The 24,434-nt window shown below is 42.1% G+C and carries 22 protein-coding genes; 14 read left to right on the top strand and 8 right to left on the bottom strand.

The annotated features are described in order from the left end of the window. The first annotated feature begins 1 nt into the window (after position 1). The 14 genes from N482_RS04535 to N482_RS04470 all read left to right on the top strand — a co-directional run bounded on the left by N482_RS04535 (position 2) and on the right by N482_RS04470 (position 16,790). Positions 2–1,096: a flagellar basal body P-ring protein FlgI gene (locus N482_RS04535; RefSeq protein ID WP_063375946.1), complete on the top strand. Its 1,095-nt coding sequence runs from the start codon at positions 2–4 to the stop codon at positions 1,094–1,096. A 103-nt stretch (positions 1,097–1,199) separates the two neighbouring features. Then, positions 1,200–2,201 (top strand): flagellar assembly peptidoglycan hydrolase FlgJ, encoded by a 1,002-nt coding sequence (gene flgJ, locus N482_RS04530; protein WP_063375945.1) that lies wholly within the window; start codon positions 1,200–1,202, stop codon positions 2,199–2,201. A gap of 1 nt (position 2,202) precedes the next feature. Beyond that, positions 2,203–4,209 (top strand): flagellar hook-associated protein FlgK, encoded by a 2,007-nt coding sequence (flgK, locus tag N482_RS04525; protein ID WP_063375944.1) that lies wholly within the window; start codon positions 2,203–2,205, stop codon positions 4,207–4,209. A 2-nt stretch (positions 4,210–4,211) separates the two neighbouring features. Further along, positions 4,212–5,465, top strand: coding sequence for a flagellar hook-associated protein FlgL (gene flgL, locus N482_RS04520; RefSeq protein WP_063375943.1), 1,254 nt, complete (start codon positions 4,212–4,214; stop codon positions 5,463–5,465). 335 nt (positions 5,466–5,800) lie between these two features. Continuing rightward, entirely contained in the window at positions 5,801–6,763 is a 963-nt protein-coding gene (locus N482_RS04515) for a flagellin (protein ID WP_063375942.1), read from the top strand. A 460-nt stretch (positions 6,764–7,223) separates the two neighbouring features. Next, on the top strand, positions 7,224–8,189 hold the full coding sequence (locus tag N482_RS04510) for a flagellin (protein WP_063375941.1): 966 nt from the start codon (positions 7,224–7,226) through the stop codon (positions 8,187–8,189). A gap of 163 nt (positions 8,190–8,352) precedes the next feature. Beyond that, positions 8,353–9,315, top strand: a complete 963-nt coding sequence (locus N482_RS04505; protein ID WP_063375940.1) for a flagellin — start codon at positions 8,353–8,355, stop codon at positions 9,313–9,315. A gap of 86 nt (positions 9,316–9,401) precedes the next feature. Beyond that, positions 9,402–9,812, top strand: a complete 411-nt coding sequence (locus N482_RS04500) for a flagellar protein FlaG (RefSeq protein ID WP_063375939.1) — start codon at positions 9,402–9,404, stop codon at positions 9,810–9,812. A 21-nt stretch (positions 9,813–9,833) separates the two neighbouring features. Beyond that, on the top strand, positions 9,834–11,255 hold the full coding sequence (gene fliD / locus N482_RS04495; protein WP_063375938.1) for a flagellar filament capping protein FliD: 1,422 nt from the start codon (positions 9,834–9,836) through the stop codon (positions 11,253–11,255). A gap of 17 nt (positions 11,256–11,272) precedes the next feature. Continuing rightward, the gene (fliS, locus tag N482_RS04490; RefSeq protein ID WP_063370731.1) at positions 11,273–11,701 is read left to right on the top strand and encodes a flagellar export chaperone FliS; all 429 of its coding nucleotides are present in this window, start codon (positions 11,273–11,275) and stop codon (positions 11,699–11,701) included. Further along, a complete protein-coding gene (locus N482_RS04485) occupies positions 11,691–11,990 on the top strand; it encodes a hypothetical protein (protein ID WP_063375937.1) in 300 nt (99 codons plus the stop codon). The genes fliS and N482_RS04485 overlap by 11 nt, the downstream gene beginning before the upstream one ends. 11 nt (positions 11,991–12,001) lie before the next feature. Next, complete coding sequence (locus tag N482_RS04480; protein WP_063375936.1) at positions 12,002–14,086, top strand: 6-hydroxymethylpterin diphosphokinase MptE-like protein; 2,085 nt, start codon at positions 12,002–12,004, stop codon at positions 14,084–14,086. A 2-nt stretch (positions 14,087–14,088) separates the two neighbouring features. Further along, complete coding sequence (locus N482_RS04475; protein WP_063375935.1) at positions 14,089–15,405, top strand: DUF4910 domain-containing protein; 1,317 nt, start codon at positions 14,089–14,091, stop codon at positions 15,403–15,405. 20 nt (positions 15,406–15,425) lie between these two features. Next, complete coding sequence (locus N482_RS04470; RefSeq protein ID WP_063375934.1) at positions 15,426–16,790, top strand: NAD(P)-binding protein; 1,365 nt, start codon at positions 15,426–15,428, stop codon at positions 16,788–16,790. A 539-nt stretch (positions 16,791–17,329) separates the two neighbouring features. Here the strand turns inward: N482_RS04470 and N482_RS04465 are convergent. The 8 genes from N482_RS04465 to N482_RS04430 are packed head-to-tail and all read right to left on the bottom strand — an operon-like array spanning position 17,330 to position 24,431. Further along, positions 17,330–18,319 carry a GNAT family N-acetyltransferase gene (locus tag N482_RS04465; RefSeq protein WP_063375933.1) on the bottom strand — a complete coding sequence of 330 codons (990 nt, stop codon included), beginning with the start codon at positions 18,317–18,319 and terminating at the stop codon, positions 17,330–17,332. Then, positions 18,309–18,986 (bottom strand): class I SAM-dependent methyltransferase, encoded by a 678-nt coding sequence (locus N482_RS04460; RefSeq protein ID WP_063375932.1) that lies wholly within the window; start codon positions 18,984–18,986, stop codon positions 18,309–18,311. The genes N482_RS04465 and N482_RS04460 overlap by 11 nt, the downstream gene beginning before the upstream one ends. A 31-nt stretch (positions 18,987–19,017) precedes the next feature. Next, positions 19,018–19,761 (bottom strand): nucleotidyltransferase family protein, encoded by a 744-nt coding sequence (locus N482_RS04455; RefSeq protein WP_063375931.1) that lies wholly within the window; start codon positions 19,759–19,761, stop codon positions 19,018–19,020. A gap of 1 nt (position 19,762) precedes the next feature. Beyond that, positions 19,763–21,205 (bottom strand): PfkB family carbohydrate kinase, encoded by a 1,443-nt coding sequence (locus N482_RS04450; RefSeq protein ID WP_063375930.1) that lies wholly within the window; start codon positions 21,203–21,205, stop codon positions 19,763–19,765. A 10-nt stretch (positions 21,206–21,215) separates the two neighbouring features. Then, on the bottom strand, positions 21,216–21,872 hold the full coding sequence (locus N482_RS04445) for a class I SAM-dependent methyltransferase (RefSeq protein WP_063375929.1): 657 nt from the start codon (positions 21,870–21,872) through the stop codon (positions 21,216–21,218). Between the two features lie 12 nt (positions 21,873–21,884). Then, positions 21,885–22,340 carry a WbuC family cupin fold metalloprotein gene (locus tag N482_RS04440; RefSeq protein ID WP_063375928.1) on the bottom strand — a complete coding sequence of 152 codons (456 nt, stop codon included), beginning with the start codon at positions 22,338–22,340 and terminating at the stop codon, positions 21,885–21,887. Beyond that, positions 22,337–23,437, bottom strand: coding sequence for a DegT/DnrJ/EryC1/StrS family aminotransferase (locus N482_RS04435; protein WP_063375927.1), 1,101 nt, complete (start codon positions 23,435–23,437; stop codon positions 22,337–22,339). Before N482_RS04435 ends, N482_RS04440 begins: the two co-directional genes overlap by 4 nt. After that, complete coding sequence (locus N482_RS04430; protein ID WP_063375926.1) at positions 23,427–24,431, bottom strand: acyltransferase; 1,005 nt, start codon at positions 24,429–24,431, stop codon at positions 23,427–23,429. Before N482_RS04430 ends, N482_RS04435 begins: the two co-directional genes overlap by 11 nt. Positions 24,432–24,434 lie beyond the last annotated feature (3 nt).

The raw sequence follows: 24,434 nt of genomic DNA, 5'->3' as shown, positions 1-24,434 counted from the left end.
TATGAACATACTACGTAGTCTATTAATGCTTACTTCAGTGCTTATGTCACTTGGTGTTAACGCTGAAAGAGTTAAAGATGTTAGCGTGGTTGAAGGCGTAAGAAGCAACCAGTTGATTGGATATGGCTTAGTTGTAGGTTTGCCGGGAACGGGTGAACAGAGTCGATTTACTGAACAAAGCTTTAAAGCGATGTTGAACGGTTTTGGCATTACCTTACCGGGAAATTTGAAACCTAAAATTAAAAATGTGGCTGCTGTTGCAGTTCATGCTGACTTACCGCCATTCGTGAAACCCGGCCAAAGTATTGACGTAACCGTATCATCTATAGGTAGCGCGGGTAGTTTAAGAGGCGGTACGTTACTGCAAACCTTTTTGAAAGGGGTTGACGGTAATGTATACGCAATAGCACAAGGCAGTATGATTGTTGGTGGCCTAGGCGCAGAAGGGTTAGACGGCAGCCGAGTTGTCATCAATACGCCTACCGTAGGAAGAATACCAAATGGTGGCATGGTAGAGAGAGCGGTTAAAAGCCCCTTCACACAAGGCGACCATATTACTTTTAATCTTAACCGACCAGATTTTACGACGGCAAAGCGCCTTGCTGATACGATTAACGAATTGGTTGGACCTAATAGCGCGAGTGCGCTTGATGGCGCTTCTGTACGAGTGATTGCCCCTAGAGATCCATCGCAGCGAGTTGCTTATTTGTCTACGTTAGAAAATTTAGAGTTTAAACCGGCGGATACTTCGGCAAAAATCATTGTCAACTCTAGAACTGGCACAATCGTAATTGGTAAGGATGTAAAACTACAGCCAGCAGCGATTACGCACGGTGGACTTACGGTGACTATTGCAGAGCAGACAAACGTGTCTCAGCCTCAACCCTTAACGCAAGGTGACACAGTGGTAACCCGCCAAAGTATTGTAGATGTGGATCGAGATGACTCTCGTGCATTTGTTTTCGACCCAGGTAGTAGCTTAGATGACTTGGTTAGAGCAATTAATGCGGTCGGCGCCGCTCCGGGCGATCTCATGGCAATACTTGAAGCGTTAAAAGAAGCTGGCGCGATACATGGTCAATTAGTCGTCATTTAGTTCTTAATTTAATCAGTTAGTTAGCCCCATATTTATGGGGCTTTTTTTTGGCTTGATATTTGCATTGTAGTAATCATCATTATTAACGACGTGTTTTTGAACAATGAATACTGATCCGACACACAATCAAAGCTTTTTTGATCTAAGTAACCTGAACTCATTGAGACAGGACGCGCTTAAAAGTGCTGGTGATGGCGATGCGTCTAAGCAAGCACTTAAAAAAGCAGCGCAGCATTTTGAATCAATTTTTACACAAATGCTGTTGACGAGTATGCGCAAAGCGAATGAAGCGTTCGAAGACCAAGACAGTCCATTTAACTCTAGCAGCGTTAAGTTTTACAGAGAAATGCATGACCAACAAATGTCACTGGAACTATCTAACAACGGCAGTTTGGGACTGGCTGACTTGATTGTGCAACAGTTATCGCCAACAAAAAATGGTTATATGCCTGCTTCAGTGGTTCGCACAGGTGCTGACATTCAAAGTGACAAAATTGCCAGCGGTGTAAATACAGCAAAAAGTGCTGAACCTAAGCCAGGCATCGAACATGCAGATGTTGCTCAAAAACCTAAAGCTGTTCATGAGCAGAGCACAGATCCCAAGTCGTTTGAAGGTCCTGAAGAGTTTATTAGTACGCTTTGGGATTACGCAAAATCCGCCGCACAAAAAATTGGTTTGAATCCCGCTGTAATGGTGGCTCAAGCTGCTTTGGAAACAGGGTGGGGAAAGCATGTAATCGCGAAGCCTGATGGCAATAGCAGCTTTAACTTATTCAATATAAAGGCGGATAGCCGCTGGAAAGGAGACAGTGCCAGTAAAATGACACTCGAATTTGAACAAGGCTTGCCAGTGAAAAAGCAAGCTAACTTTAGGGCTTATGAGTCTATCAAACAAAGCTTTAATGATTATGTAGACTTTTTACAGTCTAACCCTCGTTACGGTGATGCACTTAAGAAAGCAGCTAGTCCAAGTGACTATCTAGAAGCATTGCAGCAGGCAGGTTATGCGACCGATCCAAATTACGCGAACAAAATAAAAAATGTAATGGGCGGTGAGCAATTTAAATCTGTGCTAACTTCGCTTGTACGTCAGGGAGTAAATTAATATGTCTTTTAACTTAATGAACATTGGTACGTCTGGCGTGCGTTCTAGTAGTGAGTTGCTACAAACTACGAGTAAAAACATCGCTAACCTCAATACGGTTGGCTATGTGAGAGAGCGAACCGAGCACGCTACGTTGATTGGTAATCAAGTTGGCCGCGGTGAAACGGTGAGAATGCTCAATGAGTTCGCACAAAAGCAGCTGTTCAGAGATGTTTCTAGCCAATCTTACTATAAGCAGTTTGTAACAGAATCAACTCGAGTCGACACCTTATTTGGTGAAGAGTCTAATAACTTAAATACAAGTATCAACTCGATGTTTAACAACTTGCAAGAGGCCATGAACTTGCCCTCTTCAACGGTCACTCGATCTTTGTTTTTAACGGATGCACAAAATTTGATTGACCAAATGGATCGACTGTCGGGGATCGTATTTGACCAAAACAACATTGTGAATGAGCAGTTGTCTATTTACTCGCAAGAGGCAAATAACCTTATTCAAAAGATAAGTGACTTAAATGGTAAGGTGGGGGCATTAAATGCTAACCCAGATAACGACAATGCCAATTCGGTTTTGAATGAGCGCGACCAAGCCATTAAAGACTTGGCGGAGCTTGTCGACATTGAGACACTTAATGGCTCCAATGGTGAGAAGCTTGTATTCTTAGGTAGTGGTCAAGCAGTCGTAATGGAAAACGGTGCGTTTAACCTTTTTTCTTTGGATGGTGACCCAGATCCAAATAAAAAAGAACTGACACTTGATGTGACAGACGGCAATGCCGTGGCGCTTCAAGTCGACCAAACTAAGTTGCAAGGGCAAATCGGTGGATTGCTTGCCTTTAGAGATGAAATCTTAATACCTGCACAGAATCAGCTTGGCCAAATCGGTTTGGCGTTAGCTGACGCATTTAACCAACAAAATAAGCTGGGTATGGATCTCGACGGCAACTTAGGTGGTAATATTTTTGAAATCCCAACTGCTGCAGGTTTGCCCCACAGAAGTAACACAGGCGCCGCGCAACTTGCTGCAACATTAGAGGCAGGCAAGGGTAAAGAAATCCCTGCAAATGACTTTCGTGTAACATACAACGCGGGCAATCTGACCATCGCAGCAATAGACAGCCAAGGGAATACGGTTGGCAATACGACGACCGTTCCATATGCTGCTACTATTAACTCGACTACGGTTCCAGCAGGCACCGATTTATTTGGTCTACAGCTTAACTTTACAACCACTCCTGCAAACGGCGATGTTTTTGATGTCAAGTTAAATGCAGCAGCAGCAGGCACAATGACGCTTGCCACTGACCGTGCTGAAAGTTTGGCACTGGCATCACCCATTCGGACGGAATCTGGTACCAGTAATGTGAGTAACGCGACTATTTCTGTTGGTAGTGTAACCAATACCACGCCAGCGACCAGTAACTTTACAGCAGCGCCACCTAGTTTGACTAATGGCACGATTACTCTGCAAAAAACAGGCACAACCAATCAATATACGTTGACTGATGGCAGTGGTACAACGACATTTACAGCGACCCTTCCGCTGGAAAATATTCTAGCGCAAGCGGGTGGTGCGTTTGCCAACTATGGATTTGATTTTAATATCGATGGTGATCCATCTACTGGCGATACTTATACGATCGAATTTAATACAGGTGGCTTTGATGATAACCGTAACGGTTTGGCACTAAGCCAATTACAGTCAGGGCAACTTGTAAGACAAAATGTTGTTACCACAGCTGTAGCTGATAACTTAAAGACCTTTAATGAGGCCTATGCAGGTCTTGTGACCGAAATAGGCGTAGTAGCCAACCAGGCAAAAACGAATGGTGCAGCATACGATGCACTTGCTGCACAATCAGAAGCTTGGTTTGAGTCTGTGTCTGGGGTTAACTTGGACGAAGAGGCCGCGAATTTGCTCCGTTTTCAACAATCATACTCAGCGTCAGCACAAATTTTGAGTGCTGCTAGAACTGTGTTTGATACTCTACTTAGTGCTGCGAGGTAATTATGCGTTTATCTCACAATATGATTTTTAAAAATAATCTGAATTCTATTTTAAAGAGCCAACAAGAAGTGAATAAGTCGATGCAGCAGGTAAATACGCAAAAGCGCGTACTTACAGCATCTGATGATCCTTCCGCCATGGCAAGATCTTTATTGTACTCGGATAAAATTCAGACGAATGAACAATACACCAAGAATCTAACTATGCTAAAAAGCCGGCTAGATACACAAGAGGGTGTGTTAGATAACATCAAAGACTCTTTGACACGTTCAATTGAATTAACTGTAAATGCAGGTAATGGTTCTTTGACGGCACCAGATAAAGCTGCTTTGTCAGAAGAACTAGAGTCAATTCAAACCGCAGTTTTAGAGTTGATGAATTCAAAAACTGAGGATGGTCGTTATATCTTTTCTGGCTATCAAGATAATACTAAAACCTATGACTATGACAGTACCAACAAAAGGTATACTTATGCTGGTGACCAAGGTCAGCATAAGATAAAGGTCGCTGAAGGCGTTGAAATTAAGTCTAGTGACAATGGCTATGATGTATTTGAAAGCGTTGAACAACGGCTCAATGTTGCTTCAAACACCGCAACGGTGGGGGCTGGTGGTATAACAAGTGCAGATGTGTACGTAAAAGAGCAAGGCCCATTTGATATATTCCACAAAGCAAACTATAACCCTGATCCGACAGCGCCAGCAAATGCGAACCAATACCAGCTTCAATTAAATGGTGCGACTGCTCCGGCTTCCTATCAATTGGTGCAAGTGGCGACGGGCACAGTGATGGGATCTGGGAGTTACACGGAAAACAACATTACTGTAGCTGGCATGGAGTTTAGCTTTTCAGGGTCGGCGGCTCCGACCGATACAATTACGTTTGATCTTGCAGCGCCGAAAAAAGACAATGTACTGAATACGCTAGAAAACTTGATTAATGCTGTGCAAGATCCAAATTTGTCTGATAAGGACTATCGCCAGCAACTAGCAGATGCGATGACCGGGTTAGAAAACGCGAAAAATAGAGTCTCTCAGATCCAATCGGGGCTTGGCGGGCGAATGAATACTGCAACGCGGATCATAGAGGCTAATACGGATCTAGATATCAACAATAAGATAGCTCGTGCAGACCTTATTGAATTAGATATGGCAGAAGCTATAACAGAGCTGACTAAGCACGAGACCCAACTGCAAGCATCTCAGGCAACCTATGGCCGCCTCTCCAATCTATCTTTATTAGACTTCATCAGATAATAAAATTGTAGCCGCTTATTATTAGCGGCTATTTATTGCCAAACACGTCAAATCTTACATTTTTTGTATTTCTTCTTTGAATTTACAGGTAAAAGTTACCCGTCATTTATTTTGTAACCTTGTGCAAAGCCAGAATTTTTTTATTGCCAATCAAACTGATTAATAATTAAAAACTTATACTATTCAGTTAGTTGTAATTTTTTTTAAAAAAAATCTAAAGGAAATAAATTGCCGTCCGATAACTTAATTAACCAAGCCGGACAGTTTAAAAAACTCAAAGGCGAAAGAGTTACAAGTTTGAGAGTAAGTACTCAGTTTACAGTGGGAGAATTACCATGGCACTTTATGTAAATACTAACGTAAGTTCATTGAATGCTCAAAGACAGTTAAACAATTCAGGCAATGCGTTAGACGTTTCGTTCAAGCGTCTATCATCAGGCTTCCGTATCAACAGCGCAGCAGACGATGCGGCAGGTCTACAAATTTCAGACCGTCTAACTTCACAGATCAACGGTCTAAACCAAGGTAACCGTAACGCGAATGACGGTATCTCTTTAGCGCAAACCGCTGAAGGGGCGATGGACGAAGTCACGTCGATGTTCCAACGTATGCGTACTTTGTCACAACAGGCAGCTAACGGTTCAAATACTGACGAAGACCGTCTTGCAATCCAAGAAGAGATTCGTTCACTTTCTTCAGAAGTTAACCGTGTTGCAGCAGATACAACGTTTGGTGGTCAAAACCTTCTTGATGGTTCATATTCAGCGAACTTCCAAGTAGGTGCTGATGCAGTACAAACAATCAGCTTCAGTATGCAAACTGTTGGCGGTACTACAAACAGCTTGGTGGCAAACAGCGGTTTCACTATGTCAGGTATTGCCGGTGTGGCAAGTGGTGTAACAGGTGCGTCACTTTCAGCGACAACAGGAACTATCAGTACGACAGTTGGTGCGTCAGCAGATAACACAGCATTCTCTGATGTATTCACAGCAGGTGGTATCTCGGTTTCTTCACAGGCAAATGCTCAAGCAGTATTAGCAGGTGTAGATGCACTGATAGCGGTAGTTGACAAAAAACGTGCGGAACTAGGTGCGGTTCAAAACCGATTCCAATCAACAATCCGTAACCAATCGAACATTGCTGAGAACCTATCGTCTGCGAAATCTCGTATCAAAGATACTGACTTCGCTCAGGAAACTGCATCACTAACTAAAATGCAGATCCTGCAACAGGCTAGCCAAACAATTCTAAGTCAGGCTAACCAACGTCCGCAGGCAGCATTGAGTCTACTTGGATAATAACTAGGTAGATAAGATAAAGCGTAGGAAGAAATGGTGTCTGTGCTTGATGGGGTATTAACACAGACACCGGAATTGGATGATAAAGCGGAGGAGCTTAAAATCCAAAACAGTTCATGTATTCAATGAACACATTAATGTTAGCACTTTCCGTGCCAATATTTAGAATAAAATATTGACACTCACTCTCAAACTTTAAAAAATGGAGGCAGTAGCCTCCTTTTTTATACCCAAATAAATTGACAATCAAATAAAATCAACTGTTTATGTGTTTTTATCGCATGTTGTCAAAAATAAATTTATTTTTTGGCATGCAGATTGCTTTTATCTATCCAAACTTTGAAAAGTTGTGCAAGTGGCAGTTTATTGCCCCATCGTAAAAAAGTAATTTTCGATATGGATTGCCTCCTTGTACTCAATAGCCGCTCTTATAAGAGCGTTTGAATAGAGAGAGTGAATCATGGCTTTATTTGTAAATACCAATGTCAGCTCGCTGAATGCACAAAGACAGTTGCAGAAGTCGGGCGTTGAACTAGATACTTCTTTTAAAAGATTATCTTCAGGTCTTCGTATCAATAGTGCTGCAGACGATGCAGCAGGTCTGCAAATCTCAGACCGTTTGCAATCACAGATACTTGGTTTGAACCAAGGTAACCGAAATGCTAATGATGGTATTTCACTGGCGCAAACCGCAGAAGGTGCGATGGACGAAATTACATCAATGTTCCAACGTATTCGTACCCTGTCACAACAAGCTGCGAATGGTTCAAACACCGATGAAGACCGTTTAGCTATTCAAGAAGAAATCCGTCAATTGGCGGCAGAAGTTAACCGTGTTGCATCAGATACCACTTTCGGTGGTCAAAACTTGCTAGATGGTTCGTATGCTGCAAACTTCCAAGTGGGCGCAGACGCGGTACAAACAATTGGCTTTAGTATGCAGTATGTTGGCGCTACGGCAAACAGCTTAGCGACAAATGGCGGCTTTACACTGTCTGGCGTTGCTGGCGTAGCCAGTGGTGTGTCAGGTGCTTCATTAAGTGCCACAACAGGTACAATCAGTACCAGTGTTGGTACCTCAGCTGATAATACCGCGTTTTCTGATGTGTATACGGCCAGTGGGATCAGCGTGTCATCGCAGGCAAATGCACAGGCAGTACTTGCTGGTATGGATGCGTTAATTGCGGTTGTTGATAAAAAACGTTCAGAGTTAGGTGCGGTACAAAACCGTTTCCAATCTACAATTCGTAACCAAGCAAACATTTCTGAAAACCTCGCAGCTGCAAAATCACGTATTCGTGATGCTGACTTTGCGATGGAAACAGCTAAACTAACTAAAAACCAGATATTGCAACAGGCAAGTCAGACTATATTAGGTCAAGCGAATCAAAGACCTCAAGCAGCATTGAGTCTGTTACAAGGGTAAAAATTAAAAATTAATTAAAAAATTTGCAAATAAGGCTAAAGCTTTCGCTTTACATGTCGATACCAGACTTAGAGAACTAGAAATGTAGGACTCTAATCTTATCGAAATAGCAGGGTAGGGGTATCCCGCTACTTCGATTGATATTGATAAAGCGGAGGCTATTATGGCTTTATATGTAAACACCAACGTGAGTTCTTTGAACGCACAAAGGCAGTTGAATAATTCTGCCAGCTCTTTGGACACGTCTTTCCAAAGACTATCATCGGGTTTTCGTATTAACAGTGCGAAAGACGATGCAGCGGGTTTGCAGGTATCGAACCGTTTAACAGGTCAGATTAATGGCTTGAATCAGGGTATTCGAAACGCAAACGATGGTATTTCACTAGCGCAAACAGCTGAAGGTGCGTTAGATGAAACCACGCAAATGTTCCAACGTATGAGAACTTTGGCGCAACAAGCATCAAATGGTTCAAATACAGATGAAGATAGATTAGCAATCCAAGAAGAGATCCGTTCACTTTCTTCGGAAGTAAACAGGGTTGCAGCAGATACCACGTTTGGTGGTCAAAACTTACTTGATGGTACTTATGACGCGAACTTTCAGGTAGGTGCAGATGCTGTACAGACAATCTCTTTCAGTATGCAAAATGTTGGTGGTACTGCAAACTCAATAGCTGCAGAAGGTGGTTTCACCATGTCAGGTATTGCTGGCGTAGCAAGTGCCGTAACAGGAGCTTCTCTTTCAGCCACTACAGGTACTATTAGTGTCACAGTAGGTGCATCAGCTGACAACACGGCGTTTTCTGACGTGTTTTCTGCGAGCGGTATATCTGTTTCCTCACAAGCAAATGCTCAGGCTGTTTTAGCTGGTATGGACTCGCTTATTGCCGTAGTTGACAAAAAGCGTGCGGAGCTTGGTGCGGTACAAAACCGATTCCAGTCTACTATCCGTAACCAGTCAAATGTATCTGAGAACCTAGCAGCTGCGAAATCTCGTATCAAAGATACCGACTTTGCTTCAGAAACTGCAAGTCTAACTAAGATGCAGATTCTGCAACAGGCAAGTAGTTCTATCCTAAGTCAAGCTAACCAAAGACCTCAGGTCGCACTCTCTCTACTTGGTTAAGTTGGCGTGATAGTAGCGTCAAGTTTGGGACTAAATTACAAACTTGACGTATACTATTAATTAGGCTTGTTGCTTGGAGGTGTATTGTGAAAGATATTCAATCTTCAGCTGGAGTTGGATCGAACAACATAGCGCCAACTCCTGAGAAAACGAAGCCCGAAGAAGAGAAAGATACTTTACGCGCTATTGAAGATGCGAGTAAAGTTGAAACCACACGCCAAAAGAGGGAGGAAGAGGGTAACCTTCAATCCGAACTTTTTGAGGAAGTTAAGGCTAACCTTGGTAGACTCAACGATGTTTTACCAGTTACGTCTACAAATTTGTCATTCGAGTTTGATGAGAATGGTGATCCACCATTCATCAGAGTCATCGATAGAGACAGTGAAGAGGTTATAAGGGAAATACCTTCTGAGGAATTTCGTGAAGTAGCTAAGGCTTTGGATGAATTTGCCGATAAGGTATCAGGCAAAGGCTTGTTGTTCGATAGAACAGCTTGATAATTAGTTGGAGGTAGCAAAATGCCACTTATTACGTCAGCGGGCGTAGGTTCAGGGTTGAATCTTGAGAGTATCATTACGGCGTCTGTAGATGCTGAAAATGTGCCCAAGATGCAACAGTTCGCGAAAAAAGATGAAGCGCTAAAAGTTGAACTATCGGCTGTTGGCGAAGTGAAATCTGCTATCTCCAAGCTTAACGATACTGTCGAGAAATTGGCAGATCTGGATAATTTCAACAAACGGGTTGCAAACATAACGCAGCCGAGTAGCGGTGACATCATCAGCGTGACTCCTACGTCAAAAATTTCTGTAGGTGATTTTGATATAGCGGTAACGCAATTGGCACAGGGTAGCCGGGCTGTAAGCGCAGATAACGCGTTTGCCTCAAGTGATGCCGTTGTGAGCGCATCAGGGGGAACTCTGTCTTTTGCCGCAGGTTCGAAGTCTTTCGATTTAACGGTAACAGCGGGTATGACGTTAAGTGAATTACGTGATGCCATCAATGCAAGCGATACTAACTTTGGCGTAACAGCAAACATCGTAAATACAGGTGACGCTGCTATCGGCAGTAAGTTGGTATTAACCTCAAATGAAACAGGTGATGGCAATGACTTGGTCATTACCAGTGACACCTCCGAGCTAGACGCGATAGAAACCTATGACGCGTCAACTAATCCTACAGGCGGCATGCGCATTGCGACAGAAGACAAAGCGCAAAATGCGAAGATAACTGTGGATGGCCTGGAAGTGACCAGCGCAACTAATACATTTAAAGATGCTGTGCAAGATATGACCATCACAGCAAAAGCACTCAGTGTACAAGATGCGACTACATCTCAGTATGAAACAGCTAAGCTTAATATTGACTACGATAGAGAGTCGGTAAATACGTTAATAGATGAGTTTATTTCGAACTATAATGCACTAATAGGTCAAATCGGTTTTCAAACAAGAATCGGAAAACCGCTTAATGGTGACTCGTCTATGCGTAGCTTGGATGATCAATTGGTAACGGCTTTGTCTAAGCCGCTTACTGATGCAGGACCATTTAGTTCGATTTTCGATATAGGTTTAGGAATAGATGATGAAGGCTACCTTGAAAAGTCATCGCTAGTGCGTAGCTTAAATGATGCCATGGACTCAAACTATGATGATATTGGCACAGCCTTTGCAGGACCTAATGGTGTTGCCAAAGAACTCGAATCGTTACTTGGTAACTATGTAGATTCAGGTGGTTTACTAAAACAAAGGGAAGATAGCCTCAACGGTCAAATTAAAGACTTAGAGGATGATGTGGTAAACCATGAATATAGAATGCAATCTTTGGAAGAAAGGTTAAGGAAGCAGTATGCTGGTCTGGATGTTTTAATTGCGCAAATGCAGCAAACACAAAACTATTTAGGCGCGCAGCTTGCAAACCTGCCAGGATTTACCAAGAAATAACACACTAAGGAGCCGTTATGTATAACGCAAGAGTAAAAAACTATCAGCGTGAGGCACTTAAAACCCGAGTTGCAGGTGCTGATAGATACGAAGTAATTCAAATGCTGATGGCGGGTGCAATCGAAAAAATGGTGCTTGCCAAGGTTGCGATTGAGAAAAAGCATTTAGAAGCTAAATCTGAACATATTTCAAAGTCTTCTGCGATTATTAACGCATTGAGAGATTGTCTCGATTTTGAAGTGGGCGGTGAGGTAACAGAAAATTTGTATGCTCTGTATTCTTACATGCTAGATAGATTACTAGATGCCAGTTTGCAAAATGACCCTGCTATTATTGATGAAGTCTCTAACTTATTGAAAGAAATAAAATCTGCTTGGGATGCCATTCCTTATGATGTGAGAGAAAAAACGTTAGGGCAAAATGGCACAGATGCGAATGTCGGCTAATATAGATGTTATAGGCTCATATTTAGACCAGCTTGAAGTGTATTGTCACAATGGAAAGCTGGAAGATGCTCAGGGAGAAGTGAAAAAAATGGACGAGTGTATAAAGCAGCTATTCGCTAATCAAGACATTGAGCTTTCTGACACTCAGGTTTCTATGCTTACGCACTTTTATGACAAGATAGGTGAGTTGAGTGACTTGCTTGGCAGTCAAAAAGCAGACGTATCCCAAAAGCTTGGTAAACACTTATCCAACAAGAAAAAAATAAATGCTTATAAAGGCATGCAGTAGCCAGAACATTTATGAATGAAAAATCGATCGAACAACAAATCCAATCTTTAGATGATAAGTTATCTGAATCCTTAGAACACCAGAAAAGAGAAGCCATCTTTGCAGAGCAAGCTAATGAACGGTTTGCCAAAAATATCGCCTGCTTTGAAAAGTATTACCCTGATATCGCAAAAAGCTTTAGTGAATTTTCTGTACGTGATGACTTTTGTATACACGTAACTAAATCAGGTCATGGTAACTTTGTACCAAAAGACTGCGGTGCGCCGCTTTATAGTGACGACCCAATTGCTCAAAGTGAAGCCCAAGTAGAGCTGAATATCAAAAAGCCTGTATATTGCGCAACGGATTATACCTCCTATGAAACCAACGAAGATGACGAGCGAATTCATGTGCGATATATGAGATCGTTATCGGAGTCAATGGAACAAATTCAAGAAGAAAAAGAACCGCAGTTGGGCTCCTTACCTGCGCACTTTCCAACTGGGATTATATTTGGTATCGGGCTTGGCTATCATTTAGAGATCCTATTTAACCGAGTAAATTTTGAGTACATCTTCCTTGTAGAGCCAGATTTAGAAATTTTCTTTGCCAGTTTATTTTGTACCGACTGGTATGAGCTTATTGAGCAAGTAGACGAACGTGGTGGAAACATGTTCTTCCAGCTCGGTGCTGACACCAATACTTTTATAAAAGATCTGGAAGTGCTAGTCGAAAGAATAGGCGCATTCTCTTTAGTGCGTAGTTTTTGTTATCAACATACGCCTCAATCTGAAGTTGTACAGCTCATTCAGCAGTGGTCACGTGAATACTTTAAATTCCAATTCGGGCACGGCTTCTTTAATGATGCTATCACTGGGCTCTCTCACAGTATCCACCTAGTAGAGAAAAATGCCCCTATTTTGACAGGTAATCAAAGTACAGGGATAGACCTGTCAACACCGGTTTTTATATTGGGTAATGGCCCGTCATTGGATGAAGCAGAAGCGTTTATCAAAGCGAATAAGCAAAATGCCATTTTGCTTGCAGCAGGTACATCTATTGCGACCTTGTATAACAAAGGAATAGAAGTCGACTTCCATATCCTTGTTGAACGGCCTTATTCAAATTATAAAATCTTTGGGGACATTGTGCCTGAAGAAGTCTATAAAAAAACAAACTTGATTGGACTAAATACGCTTTACCCAGACAACATCGGACGCTACAAGTGGGCAGGCATTGCTGGTAAAGGTAGTGAGGCGGGCACGTTTTTACTCGAAATATTGGGCCACACAGAGCTTGGTAAAGGGATCCCGCTTATCCCATATTGCAATCCTGTAGTGGCAAATGCTGCTTTGTCTTTTGCACTGTATGCCGGTTTTAAAAACATATACTTATTTGGTATCGATAATGGCAATTTATTGACAGGTGAACACCATAGTAAGGACAGCATTTATAAGAAGGATCAAGATGATGAAGATGAAGAGGGCATGCTCTGTTTGAAGATGGATGGTAAATACTTGCCAGCTAACTTTGGAGGGCAAGTTGAGACTAACGATTTATTTATGATGGCGCACAGCCAGCTAGAAAGCGTTATTGATTACTATCCAAAAAGAACAGTTTACAATGTGGGTAATGGGGCAAAGTTGACGGGAGCTTATGAAATCCCTGCCGAAGAGCTCCTACCTCTACCAACCAAAGCGGATAAATCTGCGCAGATAGAGTCTCTAAAAGCCGACTTTTTCACACCTTTTAACGTAGATAAAATTAATGATGAGTTAGTTGGGGTAAAAGGGTTTAATGAAATTTGTGACCATATCTTAAGTCTTGCAAAGCAGCCAGTAAAAAGCAGGGTAGAAGCGTCAGAATTGTTAATGCGACAAGCTAGGTATGTTTATTCATTTAAAAATACAGCGTTAAATCACTTATTTCACATGATAAAGGGTGCACTTTTGTACTATCACTGCCCCATGCTAACGCTCTTGTATACGTATAAAGATGAAGATTTTACGCTTCAGAGCTACCAAAAACTTAATGACTTGTGGCAAGGCTATGTATCTGAAATGAAAGATTTCTATAAAGATAACTATCGCGAAAAGTGTGACTTAGGAAAGGACTAAAAGTGACTCAAACTTATACTGAAACTGAGCAATTTTATAGTGATTTGTATGACAAGTTATTTCCCATATTACGCTCTGTCACAGGACCTGGTCTAAGGCAGAGCTACGATATTTTTAAACAGTACATGCCATTAGAAATCAGCTCAATAAAAACGGGCACTCAGATTTTTGACTGGCAGGTACCACAAGAGTGGCATTGTACGGAAGCGTACTTAGAATCGCCTGATGGAGAGCGAGTGGCTGATATGCACCGCTTGAATCTTGAGGTAGTAAATTACTCTGAGGCGGTGGACAAAACGCTGAATTTGGATGAATTGCAAAATCATTTGTATAGTTTGCCGGAGCAGCCCACAGCTATCCCTTATGTCACCAGTTATTACAAACGTCGTTGGGGGTTTTGTATAGCACAAGCTGAACGAGATAAGCTACCTCAAGGCAGCTACAAAGCGGTAATTAAAAGTGAATTTGTTGACGGTCAGTTAGACATAGCGCAATCTGTATTACGAGGTGAAAGTGAACAAGAGATTTTATTAAGTTCATATCTTTGCCATCCATCTATGGCTAACAACGAGCTCAGCGGTCCACTTGTATTGCTCGGGTTGTATCACCGTATTAAAAAATGGCGAAACAGGCGTTATACTTATCGATTCGCACTTCACCCAGAAACAATCGGCAGTCTTGGCCTGTTACATTTAGAGCACAAGAATTTCTCGAAGAATATGGTCGCAGGCTTGGTGATTAACTGTGTAGGAGGCAAACAGGAAGAGTTAACCTTCAAACACAGCCGCAATGATAGTGGTCTATTAGACAAATTACTGTATCACCTCAATGATCATGGGCATGGCCATCGCAATATCGCTTTCTCACCTTTATCTGGATCTGATGAAAGGCAGTATAACTCTCCGGGTTTCCAGTTACCTGTTTGCTGCGTAAGTCGCAGTTTTCATGATGGTTACTCTCAATATCATACGTCTTTGGACGATAAAGAATATATGGGTATTGAATCACTGCTAGATAGCATTGATAAACTAGAGCGAATTTTCCTTGAGATGGAACAAACGGCTGTGTTTGAAAACCAGTATCCTTATGGTGAGCCACAACTTGGTGATCGTGGATTATATCCGACACTTAGCTTTTTTAGTGAAGAAAGAAAAAAGCAGGTGGATGAGCTAAACCAAATAAAGATGCTACTTAATTACGGTGATGGTGAACATGACACCATTGATATTGCGAAAAAGCTAGGGGTATCTGTCGGTGATATGGCTACAGCTATTCACAAGTTGGAAGAACAAGCGCTCTTGAAGATGATTAAATCGTAAAAAGCAGTGTAGGAGTTGTCATGTTAAATCAAAACGCGGTAATAGTTGGTGGTGGAGTCTGTGGTTTAGTGTCCTCTCTGTTGCTAAAAAAGAGAGGGTATAACGTTGTTTTGATTGAACAAGCAGAGCGTATAGGCGGGCTGTTTTGCTCAATAAAGGATAGCGAGGGTGCTGCGTATGATATGGGTTCACATATACCTAACGCAACGGGTATCGAAGAGCTTGACCAAATATTATTTGGTCATGTAGACGATAAATCACAGTGGAATACAATTGAAAAACTTGAGTCGGGTAATTATTTTGCCGGAAGCTGGGATTTAACAAGTCCCTTTCCAAATGCTCAGAAATTAGAGCCAACGGTTTACTCTCAAGGGTGTGGTGAGTTGATTAATTTAACTGACCAGCCATCAGAGCAATTTATTTATGACCATTGCATCAATTCTTTGGGTGTAGTGTTTACACACAGCATTGTAGTGCCTATCTTGCAAAAGCTTTATGGCAAGTTAACCGATATTCGTGGACTGACTATGGAAGCTGGTCTTTTTGGCTTTACGCGTATCTTGGCATTACCTGCTGATGTTGCTGCTCAGCTTAAAGAGCTCCCAGCGTTTGACAGTAAATTGGGATATCAAACCGAGCAGGATTTTTTAGCGAGGAAAGAGCGTGACAAATTACCTGATGTGAAATACTTTTATCCGAATAATGGGGAAGGCATTGGTCATTGGGTTCAAGAGTTACTTGCTCAAGTTGAAAAAGCTGGCGTCGAAGTAATTACATCCGAGCGAGTTAAAAAGATAGTTCGTTCGGGTACGCAAATCACCCATATTGAACTGGCTTCGGACAGAGTACTCTCATGCGATCTGCTGTTTTGGAGTGCGCCGCCGTTCATTGCGCTGGATGCGCTGGGGATAGAGTCACAACAAGGTCAAATGGAATTAAGAACAGCGGTTATATTTCACCTAAACTTTGATAAACCTCTGACTAATCAAAAGTCACATTATCTTTGGGTTTGGGACAGTAGCACCGATATTTTTAGACTGACTTTATACCCTAATTTGGATAAAAGTGTATCTCATTACCATTTGTCAGCAGAGATATTGTGCTCACCTGACGAAGTGTCCTCTTACTCACTTGAAGATATAGTTGCGCAGCTCAAAGCAATGTCTATCGTTGATGGAAACGCACAGTTGATAAGTTCTCAAACACAGGTCATTAACAATACTTTCCCCGTTCCGACGAAAGAGTTCAAAGATGTCAATTTGCACAATTTTGAGTTATTGGATAAAAGTGTAGATAATTTGATTGTTTCGGGCCGATATAGTGGTAAGTGTTGGCGTCAGGCAGATGTTTTGATTGATGCGTATAACTCTATTAATGAGCATTAATGGATGTGAAGCCAGACTCATGACCGTGATTCTGGCATGCCGCTAGCTTAGCTTAAACTAACCTCTTAGGGGTTATTTATACCCTCTAAGTCGATTTTTTATACCTCACCTAGCTAAAGCTTCCGATTTCGCCATTTTTATTTGTAGCTAGGCTGCTTAATTTAAAACTAGCCAATGTAGATTTCTTGCCCTTGTCATAGTGAGAGAATAATACTGTGTAAACGTATCAGATTGGTTAAATTGTGCTGTAACACCGCCTTGTGGAATACTATAATTGATTTCTTGTTACTGAGCTATTTAAATAGTTTTGGCTGTTTTCTATGGTAATAAGCTCACCTTTTAATTCAGAAATCAATAAATAACTTTGTGGGCATGGTACTGAAAAGTTCGTTATAGGATGATAATTAACAAGATAGCGTTTTTGTATAGTGAACTTGATGATGAGCTGTTAATCAGCAAAACGATGCAGCACTGGTAAATTGTGTTGATAACATCGTTGTAAATGGAGACGAATCGATTACGAATGCAACCGACGCTAATTAAGCGTCGGTTTTAGTGAGTCGAATGTGAAAGTATTGCTCGATATTGCCACCAAAGCTCAATTTGAACCAACCTCTCTGAGGGCTATTAATACCCTCTAAATCTAATCGTGACACTCCTTTTTGTGCGAGCAATGGGAAAGCCTGCCAGAGTACCGCGGTACCGGTGTGGCTGTCTCGCATTTCTGGGTTGTTTGCACCATAAAAATAATAAGCCGTATCTCTATGGAGCAGGTAGGTCGCAAAACTACCAATTTTCTGGTCTCGGTTTTGTGCCTGATACATACAAAGTAGCCCCAGCTGTGCCAGACGACTGACTCTCGTTGCCAGTGCATTGAGTTGCGCGCTATCAATTTCTATACCTTGGCGTGCCATGGTCATTCCGTAGTACTTGGCAAACAAAGCGAAGTCTTGCGACTCACTCACTGTGACCGCTTTTTTAATGCCATAGCGGATCTCCTGACGCCTAGATACAGAGCTATTTTTATAATTGTCCGATTGTTCAAGTGCAGAAATGGCAGAGGTAAACTCGCCCAGTTCTAGCAGGGATGTATAGCGAGGGGTTGCAGCATACTTGGGGCCATCGTTATGATAATTGACCCACAAAAAAGCACGAATATCTTTAATAGCTGGGTGTAACTTGAGTTGCACTTGAGTGTAGTGCTCCGAGAGGTACCCGGCAATATACTCTTGTGCGGCGAATTGCTCGGAATTGCCCTGGGCACGATTGAGGTGACTGATGTCACGATGTACTATGCCATCATGGATCACATCATGGTGGCCGATTACGCGAGTTTCGCTTTCATCTACGATGAGCAGCACCGCGGCAATTTTTTCTTTGCCTTTACAGCAATAGTAGGCGTGATACTTCACACCTAATAGAGCAATAAACTGGCTATGAACAAATGGGGTACCATGTGGAGACGTCGTGATAAAGCTGTCCCAATGCTGGTCCAGCTCACAGTGCTCAAGGCAAAACTTATTCTTCATGGGCAGGCTTTTTCAGTACCATATTCCATGCCGCATGGACGCCATCACTGCCATACTCACTGGCTTGAGAGTGACTGAGCGATATGATATCAAACTTAGACACGAGCTGGTGGACAAGCTCAGCATCAAAAAAGTTAACATTGCCGACACCAGCAAATGGACCCCAAGTGTAGCCATTTTTGGTATATTGATCGACTGATTTAGGGGCCTTCGCATAGTCAGAATGCTCTGTACTAAACCAGTCTGTGATCAGTATGACTCCGCCGGGCTTAAGCTGAGCGTACGCTTGATCCAGATAGCGCTGAATACTACTGGCCGGATTGTGCACTGATGCGCCCCGATCGACGATTAAGTCGAACTTGGTATCAAAGGGCCAGGGCATTGTAAAGTCGCCCACAAACAAATTATCTGCAATGTCTGCGAATCGATTTTTCAGTTCACCGATAATGAAGTCACTACCATCAATGCCATATACGTTAGGACAATAAGTTAAGAAGAATGGGAAGTTTGCACCCGCACCACATCCTACTTCCAAAATAGTAAACGCTGCGTCCCCATCTCTCAGACGGGTATTACGTAACGCGCCACTGACAATCTCACTCCAGGGCCACACGGACATGTGTTGATTACTACGGTACAGTTGATCCCAGTTTTGACAAAATGACATATATAAATCCTTCGAAGTAACTATGCTGTTGTTAAGCAATATTTGATCCAGCATTATTGGTTTGATTGGCCGCCACTTTGGCCATTACTTGTGCCTCTGCATAGCTGTCTGGTGTGCCAATATCGATGTAATGGTCATCAACCAGCCAGCCTTGCAGCTTGCCAATCATGTTTGGTACGACATCCAGGCTGAGCTCATAGGGTTGTTCGGTCTTGAGATGTGCGAAATACCGCTCATAGACTTCGGGCGAAAATATAAAAAGCGCCCCACTGGCAAGGTTGCCTGGAGGGTTCTCGACTTTTTCATGAAATTCCTGAATAACCTGATCTGTGTCTAATTTAACAATACCGCAGCTGCGAGGTGTCGGAGTTTTGAACAAGAGTAGAGTGGTATCGGTCCGCGTCTGGCGTTGGTTATGCGCCTCAAGCATGCTGACTAACGAACTTTGACAATAGTTGTCAGCATGGATGACCATGCAAGTGTGACCCTGCCAGAAAGTACGGTTGCGTACCAGTGTCCCAGCTGTGCCCATCAATTCAGGCTCGTAATTCAGTATAATACGATCATGATATGGGCTGGTGGCAACAAAGGCTTCAACTTGCTCTCGAAAATAATGGGTATTGATGAGGATCTCTTCGACCCCTAATTGAACGAGTTTGTCTAACCATAAGCCAAGCAAGGGTTGTCCATTAATTGGCACAAGGCACTTTGGCAGAGTATCAGTGATTGGCTGCAGGCGAGTGCCAAGACCTGCGGCAAGCAAAATGGCTTTCATATTAACTAAATGAATCCTTAACGGCTTGTTCAAGAACCTGACAAGATAAAGGGGTATTGCCCAGTGAGGCAACCTGACATGCGGCAGCTAGACTGCCAAGGTAGCAGGCTTGCCAAATATTAGCTCCGGCAACCAGCGCCAGTGAACTGGCTGCTAAAAAGCAGTCGCCGGCACCGGCTGGATCGACAGCATTGGTGTTTAACGCAGGCAGGCGATCGTTTTCCCAGTCATCAAACGTGTGGTTGGGTTTGTGAATGAGGATCCCTTCTTCGGCGAGTGTAATAACTAGGTTTTTAGGTTGCGATACCTCGGTTAGTTTTTGCGCTAAAATAACCAAGCCATCGTCTGGGTTATTTAGAGATACGCGTACTTCTCGCTCTGTTGGAGTTAATAAGTCCATATTGCAGTAACGGGCAATATCTCCCACTTGCGAAGAAGTTTGGGAGTCTGCAACTAGTTTGATCCCCCTGTGCTGGCAAGCCGCGGCAATTTTCTCGACTAATGGCTGTGGCAGCAAGCCATAGTTGAAATCAGAAAAGACTAACAAGTCAATTTTATTGAGCTGGCTTTCGATTGACTTATATATTTGCGCTTGCAACTCCTGTGAAATCTTATGTTGACGCACCTGATTAACTCGCAGCAATGTTTTATTGCTGGCGCGGTAGCGTGTTTTCAGCGGGGTGGGGCGACTTTGATCGGTAAAGAACAAAGGTTCGACTTTATAATCTGTGATTTGCGAGCGCGCATAATCAGCAGTTTGATCTTCGCCCAATACCGAAGCCAGTATAACATGATCAGCCCCCAAAGCTTTGATGTGTCCGGCTGTGATGGCTGCACCGCCTAAGAATGTGTCTTTGCGGTTTGGGGTGATCACTATGGTCGGGTCTTCCTGTGACAATCCTACGGCTGTGCCTTGTACATACTCGTCGACAATGACTTCGCCGATGACCAAGACGCGCAGGGACTTCATTGCACCAAACAAGTCATGTAAGTCGTCAGCTACAATGCTATGACGGTTAGCAAACCCTCGTGCCTCGGTAAAATCCATTCCCGGTACCGGTTTTTTGCTTCGCCGGAAAAAATGGTCAGAATTACTTTCAAACTCACCTGAACCAAAAATAAGCTTGCCACCGTAACGGTTTAAAACCGCGAGCTCAGGATTTGAACGTGACTCGAACTCTTTCCCCTTAACGACGATTTGGGGCTTAAACCGCTCAACCTCCTCCTCTGGAGTAGAAGTGGTGATATGTGCTTCGTCAACACATTCTAAGGAGCGGACCACTTCAAGTCTAAGCTCTTCACTAACACGACTGCGTGCAACCATAGATTTGTCAGCGTTGACAGCGACAATGAGCTTGTCCCCACATTCTTTGGCGAATTTAAGCAGCCTGATGTGTCCTGCATGCAAGACATCAAAATTGCCTTGGACTAAGACTTTACGCATTTTCTAAACTCTATTTAGGATTACATGCGACAACGAATAGGTAGTGACACATTGGGGCGTAACCTGTATGTAACACTTCGTCATTCATGCCAAATGAAAATACATTATGGAAGTATTTTGAGAAAGTATCGTGAAGCCTTTCTCCGCTGTATAAGTTGACGTGTTGCTCGTTTTTCGTAGCATATTTTTCTGCGGTAATATTGGGAGTACCAATAATGCAGATGCCATTTTCACTTAAGTTATTAAGTAATGCACGCATATACTTGTCTTCATTTTCAGGGTAAATATGCTCGATGACATCCAGCGAAATCACAGCGTCAAATTTCCCAAATGCTTGTTCCATTATATCTGCACATTTGAAGGTCAGCTTATCATCACTTAAATGTGCTTTTGCCCATTCGATGGTTCGCTCGTCAAAGTCAACACCAACAACTTCCTTTGCTGACTCTTTTAACATCATTGTTCCAATGCCATCAGAGCAACCTAGTTCTAGCACAGAAGCATTCTTGGGTAGCATTTTCATGGCAAATTTATATCGAGAAAGTGTAAATACACAATGCTTCATGTCATGCTTTACAAAATCAGTAAAATATGGACCGAGTTCAAACCCTTTTTCATTTGGGTCAATATAAGTTGTACTCATCCAGAGCTCTTTTTCTTTATTCATCTTAGATCCTAATTATGAAGTGAGGGAGTGCAATAGTTGAGCATCCACATTCCATGAAGGGTGGTCATTTTGATTGTCAAAGCGGCCTGTGATCACCTCTTGGTATACAGCCACAGTTGAAAGAGGGAGAGTGAGAGTATAATACTTATCTGAAATCCAAAGACTTTGATTATCCTCTGCAGTAAGATTAACAACCTTTAATACTTGTCCCTCTTCACTAAAAACAACAATTCTGAGCTCTCCTTCTATAATGGAAAAGCTCTTGTCTGATCCTATTCTACGTTGTGGCAAAAGTTGAGTATCTGAGGTGATTGCAATAATCATATTCTGAACATCGTCATCAATGCTATTGTGGAGACAATATCTATATCGTCCATTATTAGACTTGATAGCTTTTTCCTTCAGTTCATTAATCTGCACCCTACTGATTACCTTTATGGGGCCATCTATGTAAATTGCATTACTCATATTTCACCGTTAAAAAATTCTTTTATTTTTTCGATAACATACATAACATCGTTATCGCTCATCTTTTCGTGAGCTGGGATAGCTAACAGGGTATCAGCTGCTGAAACGGCTTTATCAAATGTATTTTTATTAATTAGCCTATAGCATGGTTGAGATGGGATTAAAATATTGTCTCTTATTCTAGCCTCAATGTTGTTTTTGTTCAAAAACTCAAAGAGCTCATCTCTTTTATTTGTATGAAATAGAAATAAATAATATGCATGACTTACTCCTTGACGAGTTGCTGGGAATTTAATGTATTGAGCAAGGTGTTCTTTGTATTTTTGAGCAATTTGCTGTCGTTTTGCCATGACAAAGTTGTACTTTGGAAGTCTTTCAAGCAATACGGCAGCTTGAATAGTATCCATACGACAGTTAATACTTGGCTCATAACATGTTTGCTTGTCAACCATCCCACTATATCTAGCGGCTATTAGTTTTTCATACAGCTTTATGTCATCAGTAAGAATCACCCCTGCTTCACCAATAGCTCCGAGCGGTTTCATTGGATTCATGCTAATACAGCTAATTAAACCAAAGCTCCCAACGGGTTGTTCATCTATACTAGCTCCAAATGCCTGCGAACCATCTTCAATCAATGCAATGTTGTATTTTTGGGCTATTTCTTTAAGCCTTTTGTAATTAGCTGGATGTCCTGCATAATCGACTGCTAAAATAGCGGTGGTCTTATCAGAAATCAAATGCTCGACACTTTCTGGGTCTATATTCAGAGTTTCATCTATGTCTGCGAAAATGGGCGTTGCACCATGCATCACAAACGAGTGTGTAGAAGCAACCCATGAAAGAGGAGTTGTAATCACCTCGTCACCATGCTTAATACCTAAGGCTTTAAAGGATAAGTATAAAGCATCCGTTCCAGAGCCCACGGCAACACAGTATTTTCTTTTACAGTACGTTGAAATCAACTCTTCTAACTTGTCATGTTCGGGGCCCATAATAAGTTGCCCATGAGCAAGAACGTTTTCAATTGCTTGAAGTGTTTTGACCATTTCATCTGTTTCAAGAGACAGATCGAGAAATCTTATTTTATCTTTCATATTTACGGGCATGTCCATTTATTGGCATAAATCTCGCTTTTTCATACAATAAAAACTGAATAAATTTGACTTCAATTTTGGAAGAGGTTTTATAATAGTATTTTGATGATAAATCAAAAACAGAGCCTTTATACTCTTGTTCTTCACTCAACCCCTTTTTTACTATGGCAATTGAATACTCAAGGTTCTCCAATTCCTCAGGAGAGTCAACTGTGACAATCGTGTGGGACCCATATTCACTTTCTATCAACCATGGTGGCTTTTCTTCGTTCAGCTTTTTAGATGAAGTAAATTGTTCGCAGAACTCGCGAATAAAGCTTTCCATTTTGATTAACTTGTCTTCGACTATAACTTCCTCGTATGGGGCCAAAGAGGGGATTGGCTTGGCTGGATTTCCTCCAACAGCAGTCATAGGCGGCACGTCTTTGGTTACTATTGAGCCTGTCATCACCAAGGCTTTTTCACCAACTACGACACCTGGCGAGATGACATTATAACAGCCAAGGATCCAAACATCATTTTCTATCCTAACAGGTGAAACTTTGTGAATTTTACAACCCTCTAACAGTTCTCCGTGGTGGCCATGTGTCCAAACACTTGAGTACGTTCCGATGCCAACACCATTGCCAATATAAAGAGATTCAGCAACATTTAATATGCAGTTACTTCCGATCCAGGAGTTGTAGCCTATATAACAGTCACTACCACCATTCATAAACATATTACGTTGCAGTTTTGAGTAATCCATTAAGGTCAAGTTGTTAACTTGAATTATACTGTTGGCGCCAATAAGAGTGAAATCGCCTAGATAAACGGTCCCAGAAGCATTGATTTTAGTACCATCCTCGACTTTGCAGCCACTAGAAATATGGATTTCCTTGGCTGTAATTTCAACATTTTCACCGACAAGCGCTTCATCACTTATGTAAATTATTTCAGCTTTTAAATTTGCTGTTTGATCAATATTTGAAGATATATGTGACATATTTTTCATCAT

It is taken from the genome of Pseudoalteromonas luteoviolacea NCIMB 1942 (assembly GCF_001625595.1).
Classification (GTDB): Bacteria; Pseudomonadota; Gammaproteobacteria; order Enterobacterales; family Alteromonadaceae; genus Pseudoalteromonas; species Pseudoalteromonas luteoviolacea_A.
Note: the sequence above shows the minus strand (reverse complement) of the source record. Positions and strands in the feature narration are given on the sequence as shown.